This is a genomic window from Methylobacterium oxalidis (assembly GCF_007992195.1).
Taxonomy (GTDB): Bacteria; Pseudomonadota; Alphaproteobacteria; order Rhizobiales; family Beijerinckiaceae; genus Methylobacterium; species Methylobacterium oxalidis.
The window spans coordinates 48,749-64,236 of sequence record NZ_BJZU01000028.1 but is presented as its reverse complement, the minus strand read 5'-3'; the positions used below and the strand labels follow the sequence as shown (position 1 = coordinate 64,236).

Sequence of the window (15,488 nt, the reverse complement as noted above, 5' to 3'; positions counted from 1 at the left end):
GGCCAAGGCCCCCGCCGAGCACGAGACGCCATGACCCTCGACCAGTTGCGCATCTTCGTGGCGGTTGCCGAGCGCCAGCACGTCACGCGGGCGGCCGAGGCGCTGAACCTCGTCCAGTCGGCGGTCAGCGCCGCCATCAGCGCACTGGAGACTCGGCACGCCGTCAAGTTGTTCCACCGGGTCGGCCGGGGCATCGAACTGACCGAAGCGGGCGGCGTCTTTCTCAGCGAGGCTCGCGCGGTGCTCGCCCGCGCCCAGGCGGCCGAACAGGTGCTCGCGGACCTCAGCGGCTTGCGGCGCGGCACGCTGTCCATCCAGGCGAGCCAGACCATCGCCAGCCACTGGCTCCCCCGGCACCTCGTCGCCTTTCGGGCGGCCTATCCCGACATCGTCCTGCGGCTCGGCATCGGCAACACCGCCGAAGCCGCCGAGGCGGTCCGAGCCGGGACGGCGGAACTCGCCTTCGTGGAGGGCCCGATCGAGGACGGCAGCCTCGCGAGCACTCCGGTCGCCGAGGACCGGCTGATCCTCGTCATCGCGCCTGATCACCCGTTGGCCGCACGCGCGCGGTCGGGACGATCCGACCTCGCTTCAGTCTCCTGGGTGCTGCGCGAACCCGGATCGGGCACGCGCTCCGCCTTCGAGGCGGCGATCGTCGCGCTGGGCATCGCACCGGACGCACTCACGGTTGCCCTCGAACTGCCGTCGAACGAGGCTGTCCTCGCCGCCGTCGTGGCGGGGGCCGGGGCGAGCGTTCTATCCGAAGCGGTGGTCGGACCCTCTCTGCGAACCGGAGCGCTCGTCGCCGTGCCCTTCGCTCTGCCGACGCGAACCTTCCGGGTCCTGCGCCACAAGGAGCGCTACCGCAGTCGCGCCGCCGACGCCTTGCTCGACCTGATCCGTGCCGCCCCCTGACGGGGGGCGGCCCTTCAGGCGACCTCGACCCACACACGGTGCCAGGAGGCGCTGAGGTAGCCCTTGAAGTTCCACGTCTCGTCCGGCCGCGCCGGCTGGGTCTGCCCGGTGCTGTCCCAGGCGCGCACCACGAGGTCGCGCTCGCCGGACGGAAGGTCCAGCACGATCTCCCAGAACGTCCAGGCGAAGGGAGCGCCGGCCTCGTGTTCCAGCGTAGCTTGATGCCAGGACCGACCGCCATCGCCCGAGACATCGACGCGCACGATCGCCCGATCTCCCGCGATGGCGTACCCGCGAATGGTGGTCTCGCCCGCCTTGAGCCGGGCTCCGCGCGCGGGCTCGCAGATCGCGGCGTTAAGCGGCATCGTTTCGATGGTGTGGCCTTTCGCGGGATTGGCGGTCTCGGCCGTCACGTCCGGCGGGAACAGCTTGTAGTCGTCGGCTTGCATCGGGTTGGTCGAGGGATGGTCCTGCACCGTGATGCGCTTCAGCCATTTCGGGCTGCGCACGCCCGCGAAGCCCGGCACGACGGCCCGCACGGGGAAGCCGTGCTCGGGCAACAGCGATGCCCCGTTCATCGCGAAGGCCAGCAGTGTCTCGCCGGCGACCGCCTTGGCGAGCGGGATCGAGACGCCGTAGGGCCGTCCCTCCACCACATCTTGGCTCTCGAAGGCCACATGGAGGTCCGAGTGGAGGTTCGCTCCTGGCGCTACGCCCGCCGCACGCAGGACGTCGCCGAGGCGGACGCCGGTCCAGTCCGCCGTCCCGATGGCGCCGCCGTCCCAAGGATCGCCCGAGACTGGGGCGACCGCCCGCATATCGGCGCGGCGGTTGCCGGCGCACTGCATCGTGGCCGTGACGGTCGCCTCGGGAAAACGCGCGCGCAGATCCGCCAGCGACAGATCGAGGGGACCGACATGCGCGCCATCGACGGACAGGCGCCATGCGGCGGCGTCGATCTCCGGCAGGTCGCCGTGGGAGCGGACGTAGAAGTCTTCCGCAGGGGTCCGGTAACGGGCCCGCAGGCGGGTCAGCGGTGGCTCGGCATTGTAGGGGCGCTCCCCATGAACGATCAGGCGCGCCATACGCTCGGTCAAGCTCGACATGGGTGTCTCTATCGCAGAAGGTCGGACTCCAACGCGCTCATACGCGCCGGGTGGCAGGCCTATTTCAGGCGATGCCGAGCAGGCGGATCAGCCCGAGGCTCACGGCCGTCAGGGCGGCGAGCGAAGCGACTACCGCCAGGGTGACGCGTGGTCCCGCCTTGGCGACGCTGCGCACGTCGACGCCGAGGCCGAGGGCCGCCATCGACACGATGGTCAGCGCGTTCGCCGCCGCGGCCATGGGGTGCAAAGCCGCTTCGGGAACGAGCTCCGCGGAGCGAAGACCCGTCAAGGCCAGGAAGGCGAGGATGAACCACGGCACCAGCCGGTGCAGCGGCATCCGGCCCGAGGCGGGGCGCTCGCCGGCCGTGCGGTGCGGTACGGTCACGCCCGTCCCCGCGCGCAGCCAGCTAATCCCGAGCGAGAGAGCCAGGACCACTGGCCCAAGCATCAGCACGCGGACCAGCTTGACCAGGGTGCCGACTTGGACGCTGAGGGCGGCCACCGGGGCGGTTGCGGCGAGAACCTGCGGCACGGCGTAGACCGTGAGCCCCGCGAGCACACCGTACTGCATCGGTGAGAGTCCGAGCAGCGGCACGAGCAGCGGCAACCCGAGAACGACGAGAACGCCGAGCACGGCGGTGAAGGCGATGGAAGAGGCGACGTCCTCGCCGTCCGCGTCGATCACCGGGGCCGCCGCCGCGATCGCCGAGTTTCCACAGATCGAGTTGCCGCAGGCGACGAGGATGGCCAGGCGCGGGGTCAACCCGAGAACTCGGCCGATGCCGTAGCTCGCCGCAATGGCGAGGGCCACCACCACCGCGATGCCGACGAGGAGCCCCGGCCCGGCCGCGAGCAGCGTCCCGAGGCTGAGCGAGGCGCCGAGCAGGACGACGGCGATTTCCAGGACGGTCTTGGCGCCGAACGCGATACCGCGAGCGAAGCGCCGACCAGGGTTCCAGGCCGTGCGGACGGCCGTGCCCAGCACGATGGAGAGGACCAGAGCCTCCAGCCACGCACGGCCGAAGATATGCTTCTCGACCATCTCCAGCCCGAGGGCGGCGCCCGTCACCGCGAGGCAAAGGCTCAGGCCGGGCAGGATGGAAGACAGAGCAAGCGCGCGTGATCGGAGAAAGGCTGCTGCGGGCATGGTGCGTGCACCTCGCGGACTGGATCTGCCACGACCATGACCGCGTCCATTCGTTCGATCCAATGGAACGTATCGATCATTTTGATCACGCGATGCGATGATTTGGCTGGGGACGACGAACGTCGTGCTTTGGCTTGAAGCCAGTCTTGTCGATTGGGCAACCCGAGTTTGCGGCTTCGCTGATATCAGGGAACGTTGTAGATTACCGCTGACTAGGTTTCTTGAGACAGAAACCGTTGAGGTCAGAGGCGGGCCGTCAGGTTGGTGAACGGGCGGATCAATCGGATGCCTGAGTGACGGCACGGTCGATGTTCACCCTCTCCGCCCAGTCCTTGGCCTCGGACTGACCTTGGAGGTCGATGAGACGAGCGCCGCTGACATCGACGTTCTTGAAGTCCGCGCCCGTGACCGTAGCACCGGTCAAATTGGCCCCGGACAAGTCTGAGCCCATCAGCACCACGCCAGTGAGATCGGCATCCTTAAGATTCGCATACTCCAGGCGTGACCGGCCGAGGTTGGCTCCCTTGAGGTTCGCGCCCGACAGGTTCACCGAGGTGAACACCGCCCGCATCAGACCCATGGACTGATTCTTGATGTTGGCTCCGCCCTTGAGATCGACCAGCGTGGCGCTGCTCATGTTGGCGCCCTTGAAATCGCCGATGGGCATGGACCGGCTGAGGTCGGCCCCGCTGAGGTTGGCCTCCCGCGCCGTGATGCCGAACATTTTCGCGTCCGCGAGCTTGGCCCCGGAAAGGTCTGCCTTCAGGAGCCATGCCTGTTCGAGGTTTGCGCCGCTGAGGTCGGCGCCGCGTAGATTGGCCTTGTTCAGGCGCGCAGTTCGTAAGTTGACGCCCCGGAGATTCAACCCGGAGAGATCGAGGCCCGACAGCGCCTTGTCGTGCAGGTCGATGGGCTTACCGTCCGCGGCCTGGATCATCGCCTCTACGTCGGCGCGGCTCATCTCGGCCTTCGTCATGGCAGGCGAGGACATGTCGGCTCCGAGCAGCAGATCTTGTTCGGCCGCGGCGGGGCCGGCAGCGAAGACGGCGAGCATGAAGCTGAGGGCTAAGCGGCGCATCGGTTTACTCCCGGCGGGCGCCACGCATGGCGGGCACCCTTATCGTGTTCGTTGTGTCGCGATGCTATGCCGGGCCGCTGCACCCGGTCGGTGACCCAGGTCACACAAATCCGGCGCGGCGGGAGGAAAACGCAACGCGCGCCGGACGATCAACCCGTCGTCATGGCCGGGGGACCACGCCAGCCATGACGGATGCCCAAAAGGTCGAGCGGTGGATCGACCGGTTTCCGCTTCTTCAAGCTCTCAGCCCGGCGCATCTTCAGATCGCTCGGGGAACCGTGCATTTCCCGGTGCTGGATGCAGGCGCCATCGCCTACGAACTAAATGGCGAGTGTGCCAACTACCTGATGTGCCTGGAGGGACGCACGCGGATCTTCCGGATGTCGGAGGGCGGACGCGAGGTGCTGATCTACAAGGTTGGCCCGGGCGGCACCTGCCCCCTCACCACTCAGTGTCTCCTGTCCGGCGGCACCTTTCCGGCGCAGAGCGTGGCCGAGGAGCGGACCGAACTCGCGGCCCTGCCGGTCGGCACGTTCCAGCACCTGATCGGCGACAGCGCGGCGTTCCGCAGATTCGTCATGGATGACTACACGCGATTGATGTCCGGCCTGTTCACGCTGATCGACGAGGTCGCGTTCGCACCGCTAAAGCAGCGCCTCGCGCAACGCCTCCTCGCTGAAGCCGATCCGCGGGGCGTCGCCGCGGTGACCCATCAAAAGCTCGCGGACGATGTCGGAAGCGTGCGCGAGGTGGTGAGCCGCATTCTGGCACAATGGGCCGAGGCGGGCCTGATCGAACTTCGTCGAGGCGCGGTCGAGATTGTTGACCGGACCCGCTTGGAGGCCGCCGGGCGGCGGTGACTGGCGGCGTGCTGGTGTCCATTTTTGAGGCCGACGCCAATCGAGCTTTACGACTGGGTTGGTTCGGTAGGGCCTTGTCTGCTCTTTTTGGCAAGCCCTCCCCAGAGCAGACAGGCCACTACTGGCCAGAAGTTGCCGAACCGGGTCCATTGAACTGCCTGGAAGCGGACATTCCGACCGTCTGCAATGGGTCACTTTGAGGCATTCACCTGAGCGGCGTAGGACGTCCGCTTGCCCTTAGCTTGAGCCCCTAAGAGGACAGGCCGCTTGCGGCCAGGATCGGTCGTTCTGGGCCAATCAGATGGCCGATAAGCAGACAATCCGAAGGCCCGAGAAGGGTCGGGAGCGGCGGTCCAAGTCCGACTAGCCCGAAGTCGGCTCTCGGCGCTTCGTTGCTCATCGACGATGCTTAGGCGAACGGGAGCGAACCACCCTGCGCCTACCTAGAGAATGCGCCTTAGGGTGTGAAGCCGCCTATGGCGCCCGAGATGCGTCCGCCCCTACCCGCACCCGGCCGCTACTGCGCGCCGGGCATGCCCGACATTACCATCGGCCCAGGCCCTGACGTCGGCATCGACCTGATGGATTGCCGGCACGCGACAATCCCCGGCGGCCGCGTCCGAGCCGCGCGCTGCTACGGCATGGGTGGGGCGGAGGTCCCGTATGATGTGGATCTCGTCGTGCGCTCGGACGGCGCCCTGGAGCACGACGGCACGGTCTACAGCCGGCCTTGCGGTGCAAAGCGGTGACTTCGTCGCGCCGGTGCGGGGCCGGTCGCTCGCCCCGTCTCACGTCCGGACGGCCCGAATGCGATCCGCGGCGCAGTCGCGCGGATCTCTATGTGTTGTCTCGACGGCCCTGAGGTCGGAAATCCACGTAGAAGTCGTCGCCGATGGGGGCGGCCAGGAAGTCCCGCTCCGGCTTCCGGTTCGCCTGATCGCCCTTTTCGCCCGCGCAGGCGGCCGGGCGCCCAGCAAGGCTGGAGCGCCTGACGTATCGGCTCGGGTCGTTCTTGATCTTGGCCATCAGTAGGAACCTAGCAGCCGCTCCACGTCCCGCTCGGAGATTTTGGTCTGGCATGCGGCGGTCACGCGCTGCCGCCGTCCGCCGTCCTTCGTCTTGTAGCACTCGGAGCTCCCGTCCCCGTTTACGGTGAACTCGTACGACGTTCCGTTTTCGTTCTTCCTCCAAACTCTCTTATCAGCTGTTGCCTCCAGGCGCCAGTCCAGCAGGCAGCCGTCGATGTCGGCCAGTGCGTTGGCCACGTCTAGGGCGGAACCGTATCGATCGGAGGGCTCTGTCTCCAGGCAGGCGCGGACGACCTTGCGGAGCTTCGACGGGATGTGCGGCGCGAACGCCCGGCGGTCAGGGAACCGCCCGTTCCGGACGTCATACCGGAAGCCGGCCCGGTCGAAACCGGGTCCCGGCGGACCGTACTTCGCCAGCTGCGCGTGGAAGGCCTCGTTCCCGTTGCACATCCGGTAGAGGGTCAGCCCGAACTGGTAGATGTCGAAGGTGAGGTCGAACCGATCCTCCGCCAGGGCCTCGGGCGGGATCATGGGGGTGTAGTGCCGGTCCTGCTCGGCCTTCCCGACGAAGTTCATCTGCTTGGCCTGCCCGAAATCCGACACCAGCGCCTCGCCCCGGTCCGACAGCAGGATGTTGTCGGGCTTCACGTCGAAGTGGACGAGCTTCTTCGAGTGGATGTGGTGAAGCCCGCTCAGGACTTGGCAGGCGACCGTGACGATCTCGCGGACGGTCATGTAGCGGCCCGTGATGAGGCCCTTCACCGAGCCGCGGCGGTAGAACGGCATCGCTAGGTAGATATGGTCTTCGTCGTAGCAGGCGTAGTGGATCTGAACGACGTTCTGATGAGCGCTCGCGTAGAGGGCCTGCGACTCCGCGAAGAACTCGGCCGGCGAGGCCAGGCTCGCCTTCGCGATCCGCTTCGTTACGATCTCCGCGTTGAGCTGGTGATCGCGCGAGAGGAAGGTCTCCGAGTTGCGGCCGTCCGCGCCGATGTCCCGCACCCGCTCAAAGGTCAGCTCGGCCTTGTTGTACGGCTTAAGCATTTTCGGCCCCCATGGCGTACAGGATCGCCTCCCGCTCCTCCTTCGACATCTTTCCCCAGTTCTCGATGCCGTACCCGTCCTCGCCGTCGGCGAGTGGCTTGAACCGCGTCCGCTCGATGCCAAGGCGGGCCGCCCCGGTGGCGATCGGGCCCGCGAAATAGGCCGAGAGCTCGCTGCTGGCGAAGGCCTCTTGAATGACGCCCTCGATCTGGACGCGGTCGATGCTGAGGGACTGCGCGCTGGGCTCGGTGAGCCGCACGCCGGCCCTCTCGACCCGGAACTCGCGCAGGACGTCCAGGAGGTTGCTGCGCAGGTACTTCAGCCCGTCGGGGGTCCCAAAGGCCGCCGGGATCCTGATCTCCTCGACGTTGATGACCGTCTTGGCGTCCGTGTCGTAGACCGCGAAGGTGACCACGCGTGGCGCCGCCCTGATCCCGATCGTGATCACCGCATCCCCCCAGTTGCCGCCCTGTCGAGCTTGGTGCCGGGCTTTTCGCACGGACGCGCGTGCGAAGGCCAGGAGCGGGGCGCGGGACGGGCGCAAGCGCCGCGGCGCGTCCGATGGGGCCCGCAGGCCGAAGCCCCGTCCGGTGCGGGATAACCAGACGCCCGATCGCGGGATGCCAGTTGCCGAGCGTGGTCGCGACGGCTACATTCCAAACCGGAGCCGATGCCCGGGCTGCAAGCGACCCAAAAGGCGGCGAACTCGATCTCGGATCGATACCTGAACGGCAACCATCTCTGCCGGCGCAGGGTGATCATCAAGCGCTTGTGACCACCCACTCAAGACGCCGGTGTGAAATGGATGTGCCATGTCCCTTCCCAAGGACTGCGCGGACCACCTGCGCGCGCGCTATCGCCTCCTGACCGGCAACAAGCTGGGCTCCTCTCACGCGCACGAACTCGTGGCCGCATTCTTCGGATACAAGACGGCCGCGGCGCTCCGAGCGGAAACCAGGTTTCCCCTGAGCGACATCGGCAAGGCCGAAATCCTCATCCCGGACCTGCGCCTAATGGACGAGCGAGTCGGAACGCTCCGGGGGCTTCCCGCCGACCTGCCCGGCGTCGAGGATCTCACGTCCGAGCTGTGCGACTTCCTCGCGAGCCAGGGCCACTTCGACGGCCGGTTCTGGAGGTCCAGGCATCTGAGCGACGATGTCAACGCGTTCGTCCAGGACGACCCGATGATGATCGAGGGGGCCCTGGACGGCGAGATCGCCTCGACGAACGCCTACTTCGATGAGCTCTACATCGAGGAATACGATTTCAAGCCGAGTGACGACGCGCTGGTCGCGACCCTGACCGGATCGCTGAACGGCGAGAACGACCAGGATCGGGCGTTCCATGGCGACAAGATCGTCTTCACGACTGTGATGACGTTCGAGCGCGTCGCAGGGCGGATCGCCTACATGGAACCGGAGCTTGAGACCGACGGCAAGGTGGACGACTCGATGTATTACGACGAGGACTTCGCCTGATGCCTTAGCCCGCTCCCGGTCGAGGAACAGGCGCGGCATAGCACGCGCCTGCTCCGTCGCGCCTACCGCGCCCACTCGTGAGGGCCGGAGTCCAGCGAACGATCATCGTCGACGACGCAAGCCTAGGGCTTGGCGAAACCGATGTCGGAAGCGATGGCCTTGAGCCGTTCCGGCTCGCGCTCCTTGCGCTCGCTGTAGCGGTCGACGAGGTAGTCGGCCCTCCCGCGGGTCAGGAGCGTGAACTTCATCAGCTCCTCGCATACGTCGACCACGCGCTCGTACAGGGGGCCCGGCTTCATGCGGCCGGCGTCGTCGAACTCCTTGTAGGCCATTGGCACGGACGACTGGTTCGGGATGGTGATCATCCGCATCCAGCGCCCGAGCACCCGCAGAGAGTTCACGGCGTTAAAGCTCTGCGAGCCGCCCGAGACCTGCATCACCGCGAGCGTCCGCCCCTGGGTCGGCCGGACCGAGCCCTCGCTCAAGGGCAGCCAGTCGATCTGGCTCTTCATCACGCCAGTCAGGTTGCCGTGGCGCTCCGGCGAGACCCAGACCTGGCCCTCGGACCAGATCGAGAGCTGCCGCAGCTCCTGCACCTTCGGGTGGTCGGCGGTGGCGTCGTCGGGCAGCGGCAGCCCGTGGGCGTCGTAGATCCGCACCTCGCCACCCATCGCTTCCAGCAGGCGCGCCGCCTCGTAGGCCAGGAAGCGGCTGAACGAGCGCGCGCGCAGCGAGCCGTAGAGGATCAGGAAGCGCGGCGCGTGGGCGAGCGGCATCGACGCCTCCACGCGCTCGGCGGTCGGCACCTCGAAATGCGCCTCGGAGAGGTTGGGCATCCCGTCGGCGAACGGCTGCTGGGGCTTGTCCAAGGCGCTTGATTCCTCTACGTTTCAACAGGAGTTGATATGTAGGTCATTCGATGGACGAACGGCAAGCCCTCGCCGCCTTCGCGGCGCTCGGACAGGAGCATCGCCTGCGGGTCGTGCGCGCCCTGGTCACGGCCGGTCCCGACGGCCTCGCGGCCGGAGTGCTCGCGGAGACCGTGGGCGTCGCCGGCAACAACCTGTCCTTCCACCTGAAGGAGCTCTCGCATGCCGGGCTGATCACGTCCCGCCGCGAGGGCAAGTCGGTCATCTACAGCGCCGCCTATGCCGGCCTGTCCGACCTCGTCCAGTTCCTCATGCGCGACTGCTGCCAGGGCCACCCGGAGGTGTGCAACCCGGCCGTCGCCGCGCTCGCCGCCTGCGACTGCACCACCGGGGACACCCTCCATGCCTGAGCCCGCCTACAACGTCCTGTTCCTCTGCACCGGCAACTCGGCCCGCTCGATCCTGGCCGAGGCCATGCTCAACAAGGAGGGCGGCGGGCGCTTCCGCGCCTTCTCGGCCGGCAGCCAACCGAAGGGCGAGCCGCACCCGCTGGCGCTGCAGGTCCTGCGGGAGAGCGACTACCCGACCGAGGGCCTGCGCTCGAAGTCGTGGGACGAGTTCGCCGGGCCCGACGCCCCCGTCATGGATTTCGTCTTCACCGTCTGTGACAACGCCGCCGGCGAGGCGTGCCCGTACTGGCCCGGCCAGCCGGTGACGGCCCACTGGGGCATCGAGGACCCCGCGGCGGCGGAGGGCTCGGAGATGGAGCGCAAGCGCGCATTCGTCACCGCCCAGCGCTACCTAAAGAATCGGATCGCGGCCTTCGTTGCCCTGCCGCTCGGCAGCCTCGACCAGGTCGCCCTGTCGTCGAAGGTCCGGGAGATCGGCCAGCTCGCCGGCGCCACCTCGGCCCGCCCGGAGGTCGCGTGATGGACGTCGTCATCTACCACAACCCCGCCTGCGGCACGTCGCGCAACACCCTGGCGATGATCCGCAACGCCGGCGTCGAGCCGCACGTGGTCGAGTACCTGAAGACGCCTCCGAGCCGGGCGCTCATCAAGCAACTGCTCGCCCGTGCCGGCCTCTCGGTCCGGGACGTGCTGCGCGAGAAAGGCACGCCCTACGCGGAACTCGGCCTCGCCAATCGGTCGCTGACCGACGAGCAGCTCCTCGACGCGATCGAGGCCCATCCGGTCCTGCTGAACCGCCCGCTCGTGGTCAGCCCGAAGGGCGTGCGCCTGTGCCGGCCGTCCGAGGCTGTGCTGGATCTGCTTCCCGCCCAGCAGGGCGAACTCGTGAAGGAGGACGGCGAGCGCGTCGTCGACGAGCACGGCCGCCGCGTCGCCACCGCCTGAGGAAGCCCGATGTCCCTGTTCGAACGCTACCTGACCGTCTGGGTTGCCCTCTGCATCGTGGCCGGCATCGCGCTCGGCCACGTCATGCCAGGCTTCTTCCACGCCGTCGGCGCGGCCGAGGTCGCCAAGGTGAACCTGCCGGTCGCCGCCCTGATCTGGCTCATGGTCATCCCCATGCTGCTCAAGATCGACTTCGCCTCGCTGCGGCAGGTCGGGCGGCACTGGCGCGGCATCGGCGTGACGTTGTTCATCAACTGGGCCGTTAAGCCCTTCTCGATGGCCGCGCTCGGCTGGCTGTTCATCGGCTACCTGTTCCGGCCCTACCTGCCGGCCGACCAGATCGACAGCTACATCGCCGGGCTCATCATCCTGGCGGCGGCGCCCTGCACCGCGATGGTGTTCGTGTGGTCGAACCTGACCCGGGGCGAGCCGCACTTCACCTTGAGCCAGGTGGCGCTGAACGACACGATCATGGTGGTGGCCTTCGCGCCGATCGTCGGCCTGCTGCTCGGGCTCTCCGCCATCACGGTGCCCTGGGGCACGCTGGTTCTGTCGGTGGTGCTCTACATCGTCATCCCGGTGATCATCGCCCAGGTCGTGCGCCGCGCCCTCCTCGCCTCGGGCGGGCAGGCGGCGCTGGACCGACTCCTCGCCAAGCTCGGGCCGGCCTCGCTCATGGCGCTCCTGGCCACCCTGGTGCTGCTGTTCGGCTTCCAGGGCGAGCAGATCCTGGCGCAGCCAGCGGTGATCGGCCTGCTCGCGGTCCCCATCCTCATCCAGGTCTACCTGAACTCCGGACTGGCCTACCTCCTGAACCGCGCCGCGGGCGAGCAGCACTGCGTGGCCGGCCCGTCGGCGCTGATCGGCGCCTCGAACTTCTTCGAGTTGGCGGTGGCCGCCGCGATCAGCCTGTTCGGCTTCAACTCGGGCGCAGCGCTGGCCACCGTGGTCGGCGTCCTCATCGAGGTGCCGGTCATGCTCTCGGTGGTGTGGATCGTGAACCGGAGCCAAGGCTGGTACGAGCGCGGGGCCGTCCGGCTGCCAGCGTCACGGAGCAGCCGGACGGAAGCGGCGGAGTAAATCAGTACGGATTATGGACGAAGCCGAGCACCCGCCCCTCTACGATGCTGAAGATGGGCAAGCCGGGAAAGTCCTTGCGGACGTCATCCATCGTCAGGTTTCTGAAGTTGGTGGGGTACTTGGCATCCGGTCCAAGCGGCCCCGTCCGCTCGGCCACTTGAGCATACCTGCCGGGCGCGAAGTAGATGCCGACGCAGTCGGCATCCGCGACCGTCCATTCGTTGTGCTCGCCGGTGGGTGTGAAGGCAGAGGGCAGGTTCTGCATGGTGAGCGGCACCGTTCTTCCCTTGGAGCGCTCGCCCGTAGCATCATCGTAAGTGGTGCCGCCATCTCCGGTGACGACACCCTTCACGGACGCAAACGTACGAGGCTTGATGACGATGCCGACCGAGCCATACGTGGCCTGATGAGCGGGCCAGATGAGGGAACACGGCAGTGTTCCAATGCCACGGTCGAGCACTTGGATCGCGTTCTGCAGGTCGTCTGGATAGACCCGCTCCTTCGGATCCTGACCCTTACCAGGACGAGAGCAATGGACGAGGAGAGCGTCATGGCTGCGGAGGGCAGCGAGAAGGTTTGCGTGGGTCATGTCCGTGCATAGGCTACGAGGCGACCGGCGGCGGCCCCGTTATTCGATGGATGCCGAATAAGGCATTGCACGCCGACGCGTTCCATGGCCATGTATTTCCATGAACGTCGAACAAGCGGCCAAGCAGCTTGAGGCCCTGGGCAGTCCCGCCCGGCTCCGGATCTACCGGGCGCTCGTGCGGGCCGGGCATGCCGGGCTGCCGGTGCGCCGGCTGCAGGACCGCGTCGGCATCCCCGCCGCCTCGACGCTGTCGCACCACCTCCACCGGCTCATCCTGACCGGCCTAGTCTCGCAGGAGCGGCAGGCCACCACCTTGATCTGCCGCGCCGTCTACCCCGCCATGGACGACCTCGTCGGGTTCCTCGCGGACGAGTGCTGCGCCGACGAGACCTGCTCCGGGACGGGCGAGGCGGCCTGACGACGTGCCCGTTATTTCGATAATTCCGGAACCTGCGGAGCAGCGCATGCCAGAGACGACGCCGCTACCGGGCGCAGTCGTCGGCGCCGGCCGGGTCGGTCTGGCGGCGGCCGCTCGCCTCCCTGCGCGGGGCTACGAGGCGGGCCCGTGGACGAGCCGGGCCCCGCCCGGGGACGGCTTCCCGACCGGCCAAGAGATCATGGGCCGCTGCCTGGCGGCGCTGGCCGCCACGCCCTGGTCGGCCGGTTCGGATGGATGCCGCGGCGCCGAACCCGAGGCGAAGGCGGCGACCGGCCCGCGGTGCGGTCGCGGGGTGCCGACATGAGCGGGCGAGGCAGGCTGGCCGTCATCTCGGCCCTGGGGGTGGTGGAGATCCTCGCCTGGGGTTCGTCGTTCTACCTGCCGGCGGTGCTCGCCGGTCCCATCGCCGCCGACACGGGCTGGCCACTCGCCTGGGTGGTCGGCGGCCTGTCCGTCGGGCTCCTGGTGGCGGCAATCGCCTCGCCCCGCGTGGGAATCGCCATCCACCGGCACGGGGGACGCCCGGTCCTGGCATCGGCCGCCCTGCTGCTGGCGGCGGGCCACGTCGTGATCGGCTTGGCGCCGAACCTGCCCGTGTTCCTGTCCGGTTGGCTCGTCATCGGGCTCGGCATGGGCTGCGGCCTCTACGACCCGGCCTTCGCGACCCTGGGCCGCCTCTACGGCGCGGAGGCGCGCCCGGCCATCACGAAGCTGACCCTCTGGGGCGGGTTCGCCAGCACCGTCTGCTGGCCGCTCTCGGCCTTCCTCGTCGACCATGTCGGCTGGCGCGGCGCCTGCCTCGCCTATGCCGGGCTGCACCTCGCCGTGACCCTGCCGCTGGTGCTCGGGCTGATCCCGCCGGCGCCCGTGGCGGCACCCGGTGCGGAGGTGACGCGCGGGCATGGCGAGCCGCTGACGCCGCGCGAGCGGCGGGCCTTCCTGCTGATGGCCGGCGTGCTGGTGCTAGGCGGCACGGTGATGACGCTAATCTCGGTGCACCTGATCACCCTGCTCCAGGCCCGCGGCGTCGCGCTCGCCGCGGCCGTGTCCTACGGCGCCTTGATCGGCCCAGCCCAGGTCGGCGCCCGCATCGTCGAGATGGCTGCGAAGGGGCGGCACCACCCGCTCTGGACGCTGACCGCGGCCATGGTGCTGGTGGCAGCCGGCCTGGCGGTCCTCGCGGCCGGCGTGCCGGCGGTCGGCGTCGCCCTGGCGCTCTACGGGGCCGGCAACGGGATCTACTCCATCGCCCGGGGCACGGTGCCGCTCGCCCTGTTTGGCCCGGTCCGCTACCCGGTGCTCGTTGGACGCTTGGCGCGGCCGGGCTTGATCGCGCAGGCCGTGGCACCCTCCCTCGGCGCGGTGGCGCTCACCTACGGCGGCGCCGACGCGGCCTACGGCGTGCTGGTGGCGCTCGCGCTGGCGAATCTCGGCATGGCGATAGCCTTGTGGGGGGCGCGGCCGGACGTCGTCGAGGGAAGCGACGCCGTTTGCTGAACGGAGGCTGCGCGCAGGCTTCAGAACCGGTTCAACGCGACTTGCCCAGTCTGGAGACATCTAAACCGAGGAGGGTCCTTCCATGAAGCTTCGCATCGCAGGCCTGGTCGCCGCCGCCCTCGTGCTCCTCCCTGGCGCCGCATCCGCGCAGTGGTACGATCACGGTCCGGGCCATCGCCACCACCATCATTGGGACCACCATCATCACCATGGCCACGGCCACCGCCATGGCTACGAGCGGCATCACCATCACGGCTACGACCGCCCCGTTCACTTCGACCGAGGCCATCACCATCACCATCACGGCTACTGACGCCGGGGCGCCGACTTGTGGCGCGCCATTTCGCTCGGCCGGTCGCAAGCCCTGACGCGTCCGGGAGGCGAGGCTTGACCCTCCCATCGTGGGAAGCCGTATCGTGCCCTCGATAATGGGAGCGTGGGTGCGAACGATGAAGGCCGACACGAGGACGACGCGCCGGGCGCTGCTCGCGGGACTGGCGGCGGGCATGGCCGTGGGGCCGCGGGCCCTCGCCGCGGGCCTGCCCGAGGTCGCGGTGACGAAGGACCCGACCTGCGGCTGCTGCGAAAAGTGGGTCACCCACCTGCGGGAGGCCGGCTTCGTGGTGACGGTGACCGTGGGGCCCGTGAACCCGGTGAAGGCCCGCCTCGGTGTGCCGCGGGACCTCGCCTCCTGCCACACCGCCCAGGTCGGCGGCTACGCAATCGAGGGGCACGTGCCGGCCGGCGCGATCAAGCGCCTGCTCGCCGAGAAGCCGAAGGGAACGGGTCTGGCCGTACCGGGCATGCCGGTCGGCTCGCCCGGCATGGAGGTCGACGGCATGGAGCCGGCCACTTACGATGTGGTCCTGTTCGGTCCGGAAGGCCGGTACACCTTTGCCCGATACCGGGGTGAGGAGCTTGTCTGAACGTGCCGCGTGAGCACGGTGCCGGTGAGGACCGACTCCGGCGCGCAAAGTCCCTCAAAACGACAAGCCGGTCCGTT

At 68.3% G+C, this 15,488-nt stretch carries 21 protein-coding genes; 12 read left to right on the top strand and 9 right to left on the bottom strand.

Translation table 11 applies throughout. The features are described from left to right. The first annotated feature begins 30 nt into the window (after positions 1 to 30). Positions 31 to 915: a LysR substrate-binding domain-containing protein gene (locus tag MOX02_RS08880; RefSeq protein WP_091950942.1), complete on the top strand. Its 885-nt coding sequence runs from the start codon at positions 31 to 33 to the stop codon at positions 913 to 915. A 14-nt stretch (positions 916 to 929) separates the two neighbouring features. Here MOX02_RS08880 and MOX02_RS08875 read toward each other — a convergent pair whose 3' ends face one another. The 3 genes from MOX02_RS08875 to MOX02_RS08865 form a co-directional block, all read right to left on the bottom strand. Then, positions 930 to 2,021, bottom strand: coding sequence for a molybdopterin-dependent oxidoreductase (locus MOX02_RS08875; protein ID WP_147025443.1), 1,092 nt, complete (start codon positions 2,019 to 2,021; stop codon positions 930 to 932). A gap of 64 nt (positions 2,022 to 2,085) precedes the next feature. Then, positions 2,086 to 3,168: a YeiH family protein gene (locus MOX02_RS08870; protein WP_091950946.1), complete on the bottom strand. Its 1,083-nt coding sequence runs from the start codon at positions 3,166 to 3,168 to the stop codon at positions 2,086 to 2,088. Between the two features lie 277 nt (positions 3,169 to 3,445). Further along, the gene (locus MOX02_RS08865) at positions 3,446 to 4,246 is read right to left on the bottom strand and encodes a pentapeptide repeat-containing protein (protein ID WP_091950948.1); all 801 of its coding nucleotides are present in this window, start codon (positions 4,244 to 4,246) and stop codon (positions 3,446 to 3,448) included. 185 nt (positions 4,247 to 4,431) lie between these two features. Here MOX02_RS08865 and MOX02_RS08860 point away from each other — a divergent pair, with 185 nt between their 5' ends. After that, positions 4,432 to 5,106, top strand: a complete 675-nt coding sequence (locus MOX02_RS08860; RefSeq protein ID WP_091950950.1) for a Crp/Fnr family transcriptional regulator — start codon at positions 4,432 to 4,434, stop codon at positions 5,104 to 5,106. A 533-nt stretch (positions 5,107 to 5,639) separates the two neighbouring features. Continuing rightward, positions 5,640 to 5,855 carry a hypothetical protein gene (locus MOX02_RS08855; RefSeq protein WP_238179536.1) on the top strand — a complete coding sequence of 72 codons (216 nt, stop codon included), beginning with the start codon at positions 5,640 to 5,642 and terminating at the stop codon, positions 5,853 to 5,855. Between the two features lie 88 nt (positions 5,856 to 5,943). Here the strand turns inward: MOX02_RS08855 and MOX02_RS08850 are convergent, their stop codons facing one another. The 3 genes from MOX02_RS08850 to MOX02_RS08840 are packed head-to-tail and all read right to left on the bottom strand — an operon-like array spanning position 5,944 to position 7,626. After that, on the bottom strand, positions 5,944 to 6,132 hold the full coding sequence (locus MOX02_RS08850) for a hypothetical protein (RefSeq protein WP_109951700.1): 189 nt from the start codon (positions 6,130 to 6,132) through the stop codon (positions 5,944 to 5,946). After that, positions 6,132 to 7,178 (bottom strand): serine/threonine-protein kinase, encoded by a 1,047-nt coding sequence (locus MOX02_RS08845; RefSeq protein ID WP_091882032.1) that lies wholly within the window; start codon positions 7,176 to 7,178, stop codon positions 6,132 to 6,134. The genes MOX02_RS08850 and MOX02_RS08845 overlap by 1 nt, the downstream gene beginning before the upstream one ends. After that, a complete protein-coding gene (locus MOX02_RS08840; RefSeq protein WP_091882029.1) occupies positions 7,171 to 7,626 on the bottom strand; it encodes a hypothetical protein in 456 nt (151 codons plus the stop codon). The genes MOX02_RS08845 and MOX02_RS08840 overlap by 8 nt, the downstream gene beginning before the upstream one ends. A 364-nt stretch (positions 7,627 to 7,990) precedes the next feature. Between MOX02_RS08840 and MOX02_RS08835 the strand changes: the two genes are divergently transcribed. After that, positions 7,991 to 8,656, top strand: coding sequence for a hypothetical protein (locus MOX02_RS08835; RefSeq protein ID WP_147025441.1), 666 nt, complete (start codon positions 7,991 to 7,993; stop codon positions 8,654 to 8,656). Between the two features lie 122 nt (positions 8,657 to 8,778). Here the strand turns inward: MOX02_RS08835 and arsH are convergent, their stop codons facing one another. Further along, positions 8,779 to 9,525 (bottom strand): arsenical resistance protein ArsH, encoded by a 747-nt coding sequence (gene arsH / locus MOX02_RS08830; RefSeq protein ID WP_091882023.1) that lies wholly within the window; start codon positions 9,523 to 9,525, stop codon positions 8,779 to 8,781. A 50-nt stretch (positions 9,526 to 9,575) separates the two neighbouring features. Between arsH and MOX02_RS08825 the strand changes: the two genes are divergently transcribed. From MOX02_RS08825 to arsB, 4 genes are read left to right on the top strand one after another with little or no spacing between them, the layout of a single operon-like run. Further along, on the top strand, positions 9,576 to 9,935 hold the full coding sequence (locus MOX02_RS08825; protein WP_147025440.1) for an ArsR/SmtB family transcription factor: 360 nt from the start codon (positions 9,576 to 9,578) through the stop codon (positions 9,933 to 9,935). Beyond that, a complete protein-coding gene (locus MOX02_RS08820; protein WP_147025439.1) occupies positions 9,928 to 10,455 on the top strand; it encodes an arsenate reductase ArsC in 528 nt (175 codons plus the stop codon). Before MOX02_RS08825 ends, MOX02_RS08820 begins: the two co-directional genes overlap by 8 nt. Beyond that, a complete protein-coding gene (gene arsC, locus MOX02_RS08815; RefSeq protein WP_147025438.1) occupies positions 10,455 to 10,880 on the top strand; it encodes an arsenate reductase (glutaredoxin) in 426 nt (141 codons plus the stop codon). The genes MOX02_RS08820 and arsC overlap by 1 nt, the downstream gene beginning before the upstream one ends. A gap of 9 nt (positions 10,881 to 10,889) precedes the next feature. Further along, complete coding sequence (arsB, locus tag MOX02_RS08810) at positions 10,890 to 11,960, top strand: ACR3 family arsenite efflux transporter (protein ID WP_147025437.1); 1,071 nt, start codon at positions 10,890 to 10,892, stop codon at positions 11,958 to 11,960. A gap of 1 nt (position 11,961) precedes the next feature. On the opposite strand, the gene MOX02_RS08805 is transcribed toward arsB, so the two are convergent. After that, positions 11,962 to 12,549, bottom strand: a complete 588-nt coding sequence (locus MOX02_RS08805) for a hypothetical protein (RefSeq protein WP_147025436.1) — start codon at positions 12,547 to 12,549, stop codon at positions 11,962 to 11,964. 100 nt (positions 12,550 to 12,649) lie between these two features. On the opposite strand from MOX02_RS08805, the gene MOX02_RS08800 reads away from it, so the two are divergent. Genes MOX02_RS08800 through MOX02_RS08790 form a run of 3 tightly spaced genes read left to right on the top strand, consistent with a single transcriptional unit; the run spans position 12,650 to position 14,485 of the window. After that, a complete protein-coding gene (locus MOX02_RS08800) occupies positions 12,650 to 12,967 on the top strand; it encodes an ArsR/SmtB family transcription factor (protein ID WP_147025435.1) in 318 nt (105 codons plus the stop codon). Between the two features lie 46 nt (positions 12,968 to 13,013). Further along, on the top strand, positions 13,014 to 13,292 hold the full coding sequence (locus tag MOX02_RS08795) for a hypothetical protein (RefSeq protein WP_147025434.1): 279 nt from the start codon (positions 13,014 to 13,016) through the stop codon (positions 13,290 to 13,292). After that, on the top strand, positions 13,289 to 14,485 hold the full coding sequence (locus MOX02_RS08790; protein WP_147025433.1) for an MFS transporter: 1,197 nt from the start codon (positions 13,289 to 13,291) through the stop codon (positions 14,483 to 14,485). The genes MOX02_RS08795 and MOX02_RS08790 overlap by 4 nt, the downstream gene beginning before the upstream one ends. 31 nt (positions 14,486 to 14,516) lie before the next feature. On the opposite strand, the gene MOX02_RS31100 is transcribed toward MOX02_RS08790, so the two are convergent. Beyond that, positions 14,517 to 14,789: a hypothetical protein gene (locus MOX02_RS31100; protein WP_170267749.1), complete on the bottom strand. Its 273-nt coding sequence runs from the start codon at positions 14,787 to 14,789 to the stop codon at positions 14,517 to 14,519. Positions 14,790 to 14,934: 145 nt separating this feature from the next. Here MOX02_RS31100 and MOX02_RS08780 point away from each other — a divergent pair, with 145 nt between their 5' ends. Next, positions 14,935 to 15,411, top strand: coding sequence for a DUF411 domain-containing protein (locus tag MOX02_RS08780; RefSeq protein WP_147025491.1), 477 nt, complete (start codon positions 14,935 to 14,937; stop codon positions 15,409 to 15,411). Positions 15,412 to 15,488: the final 77 nt, after the last annotated feature.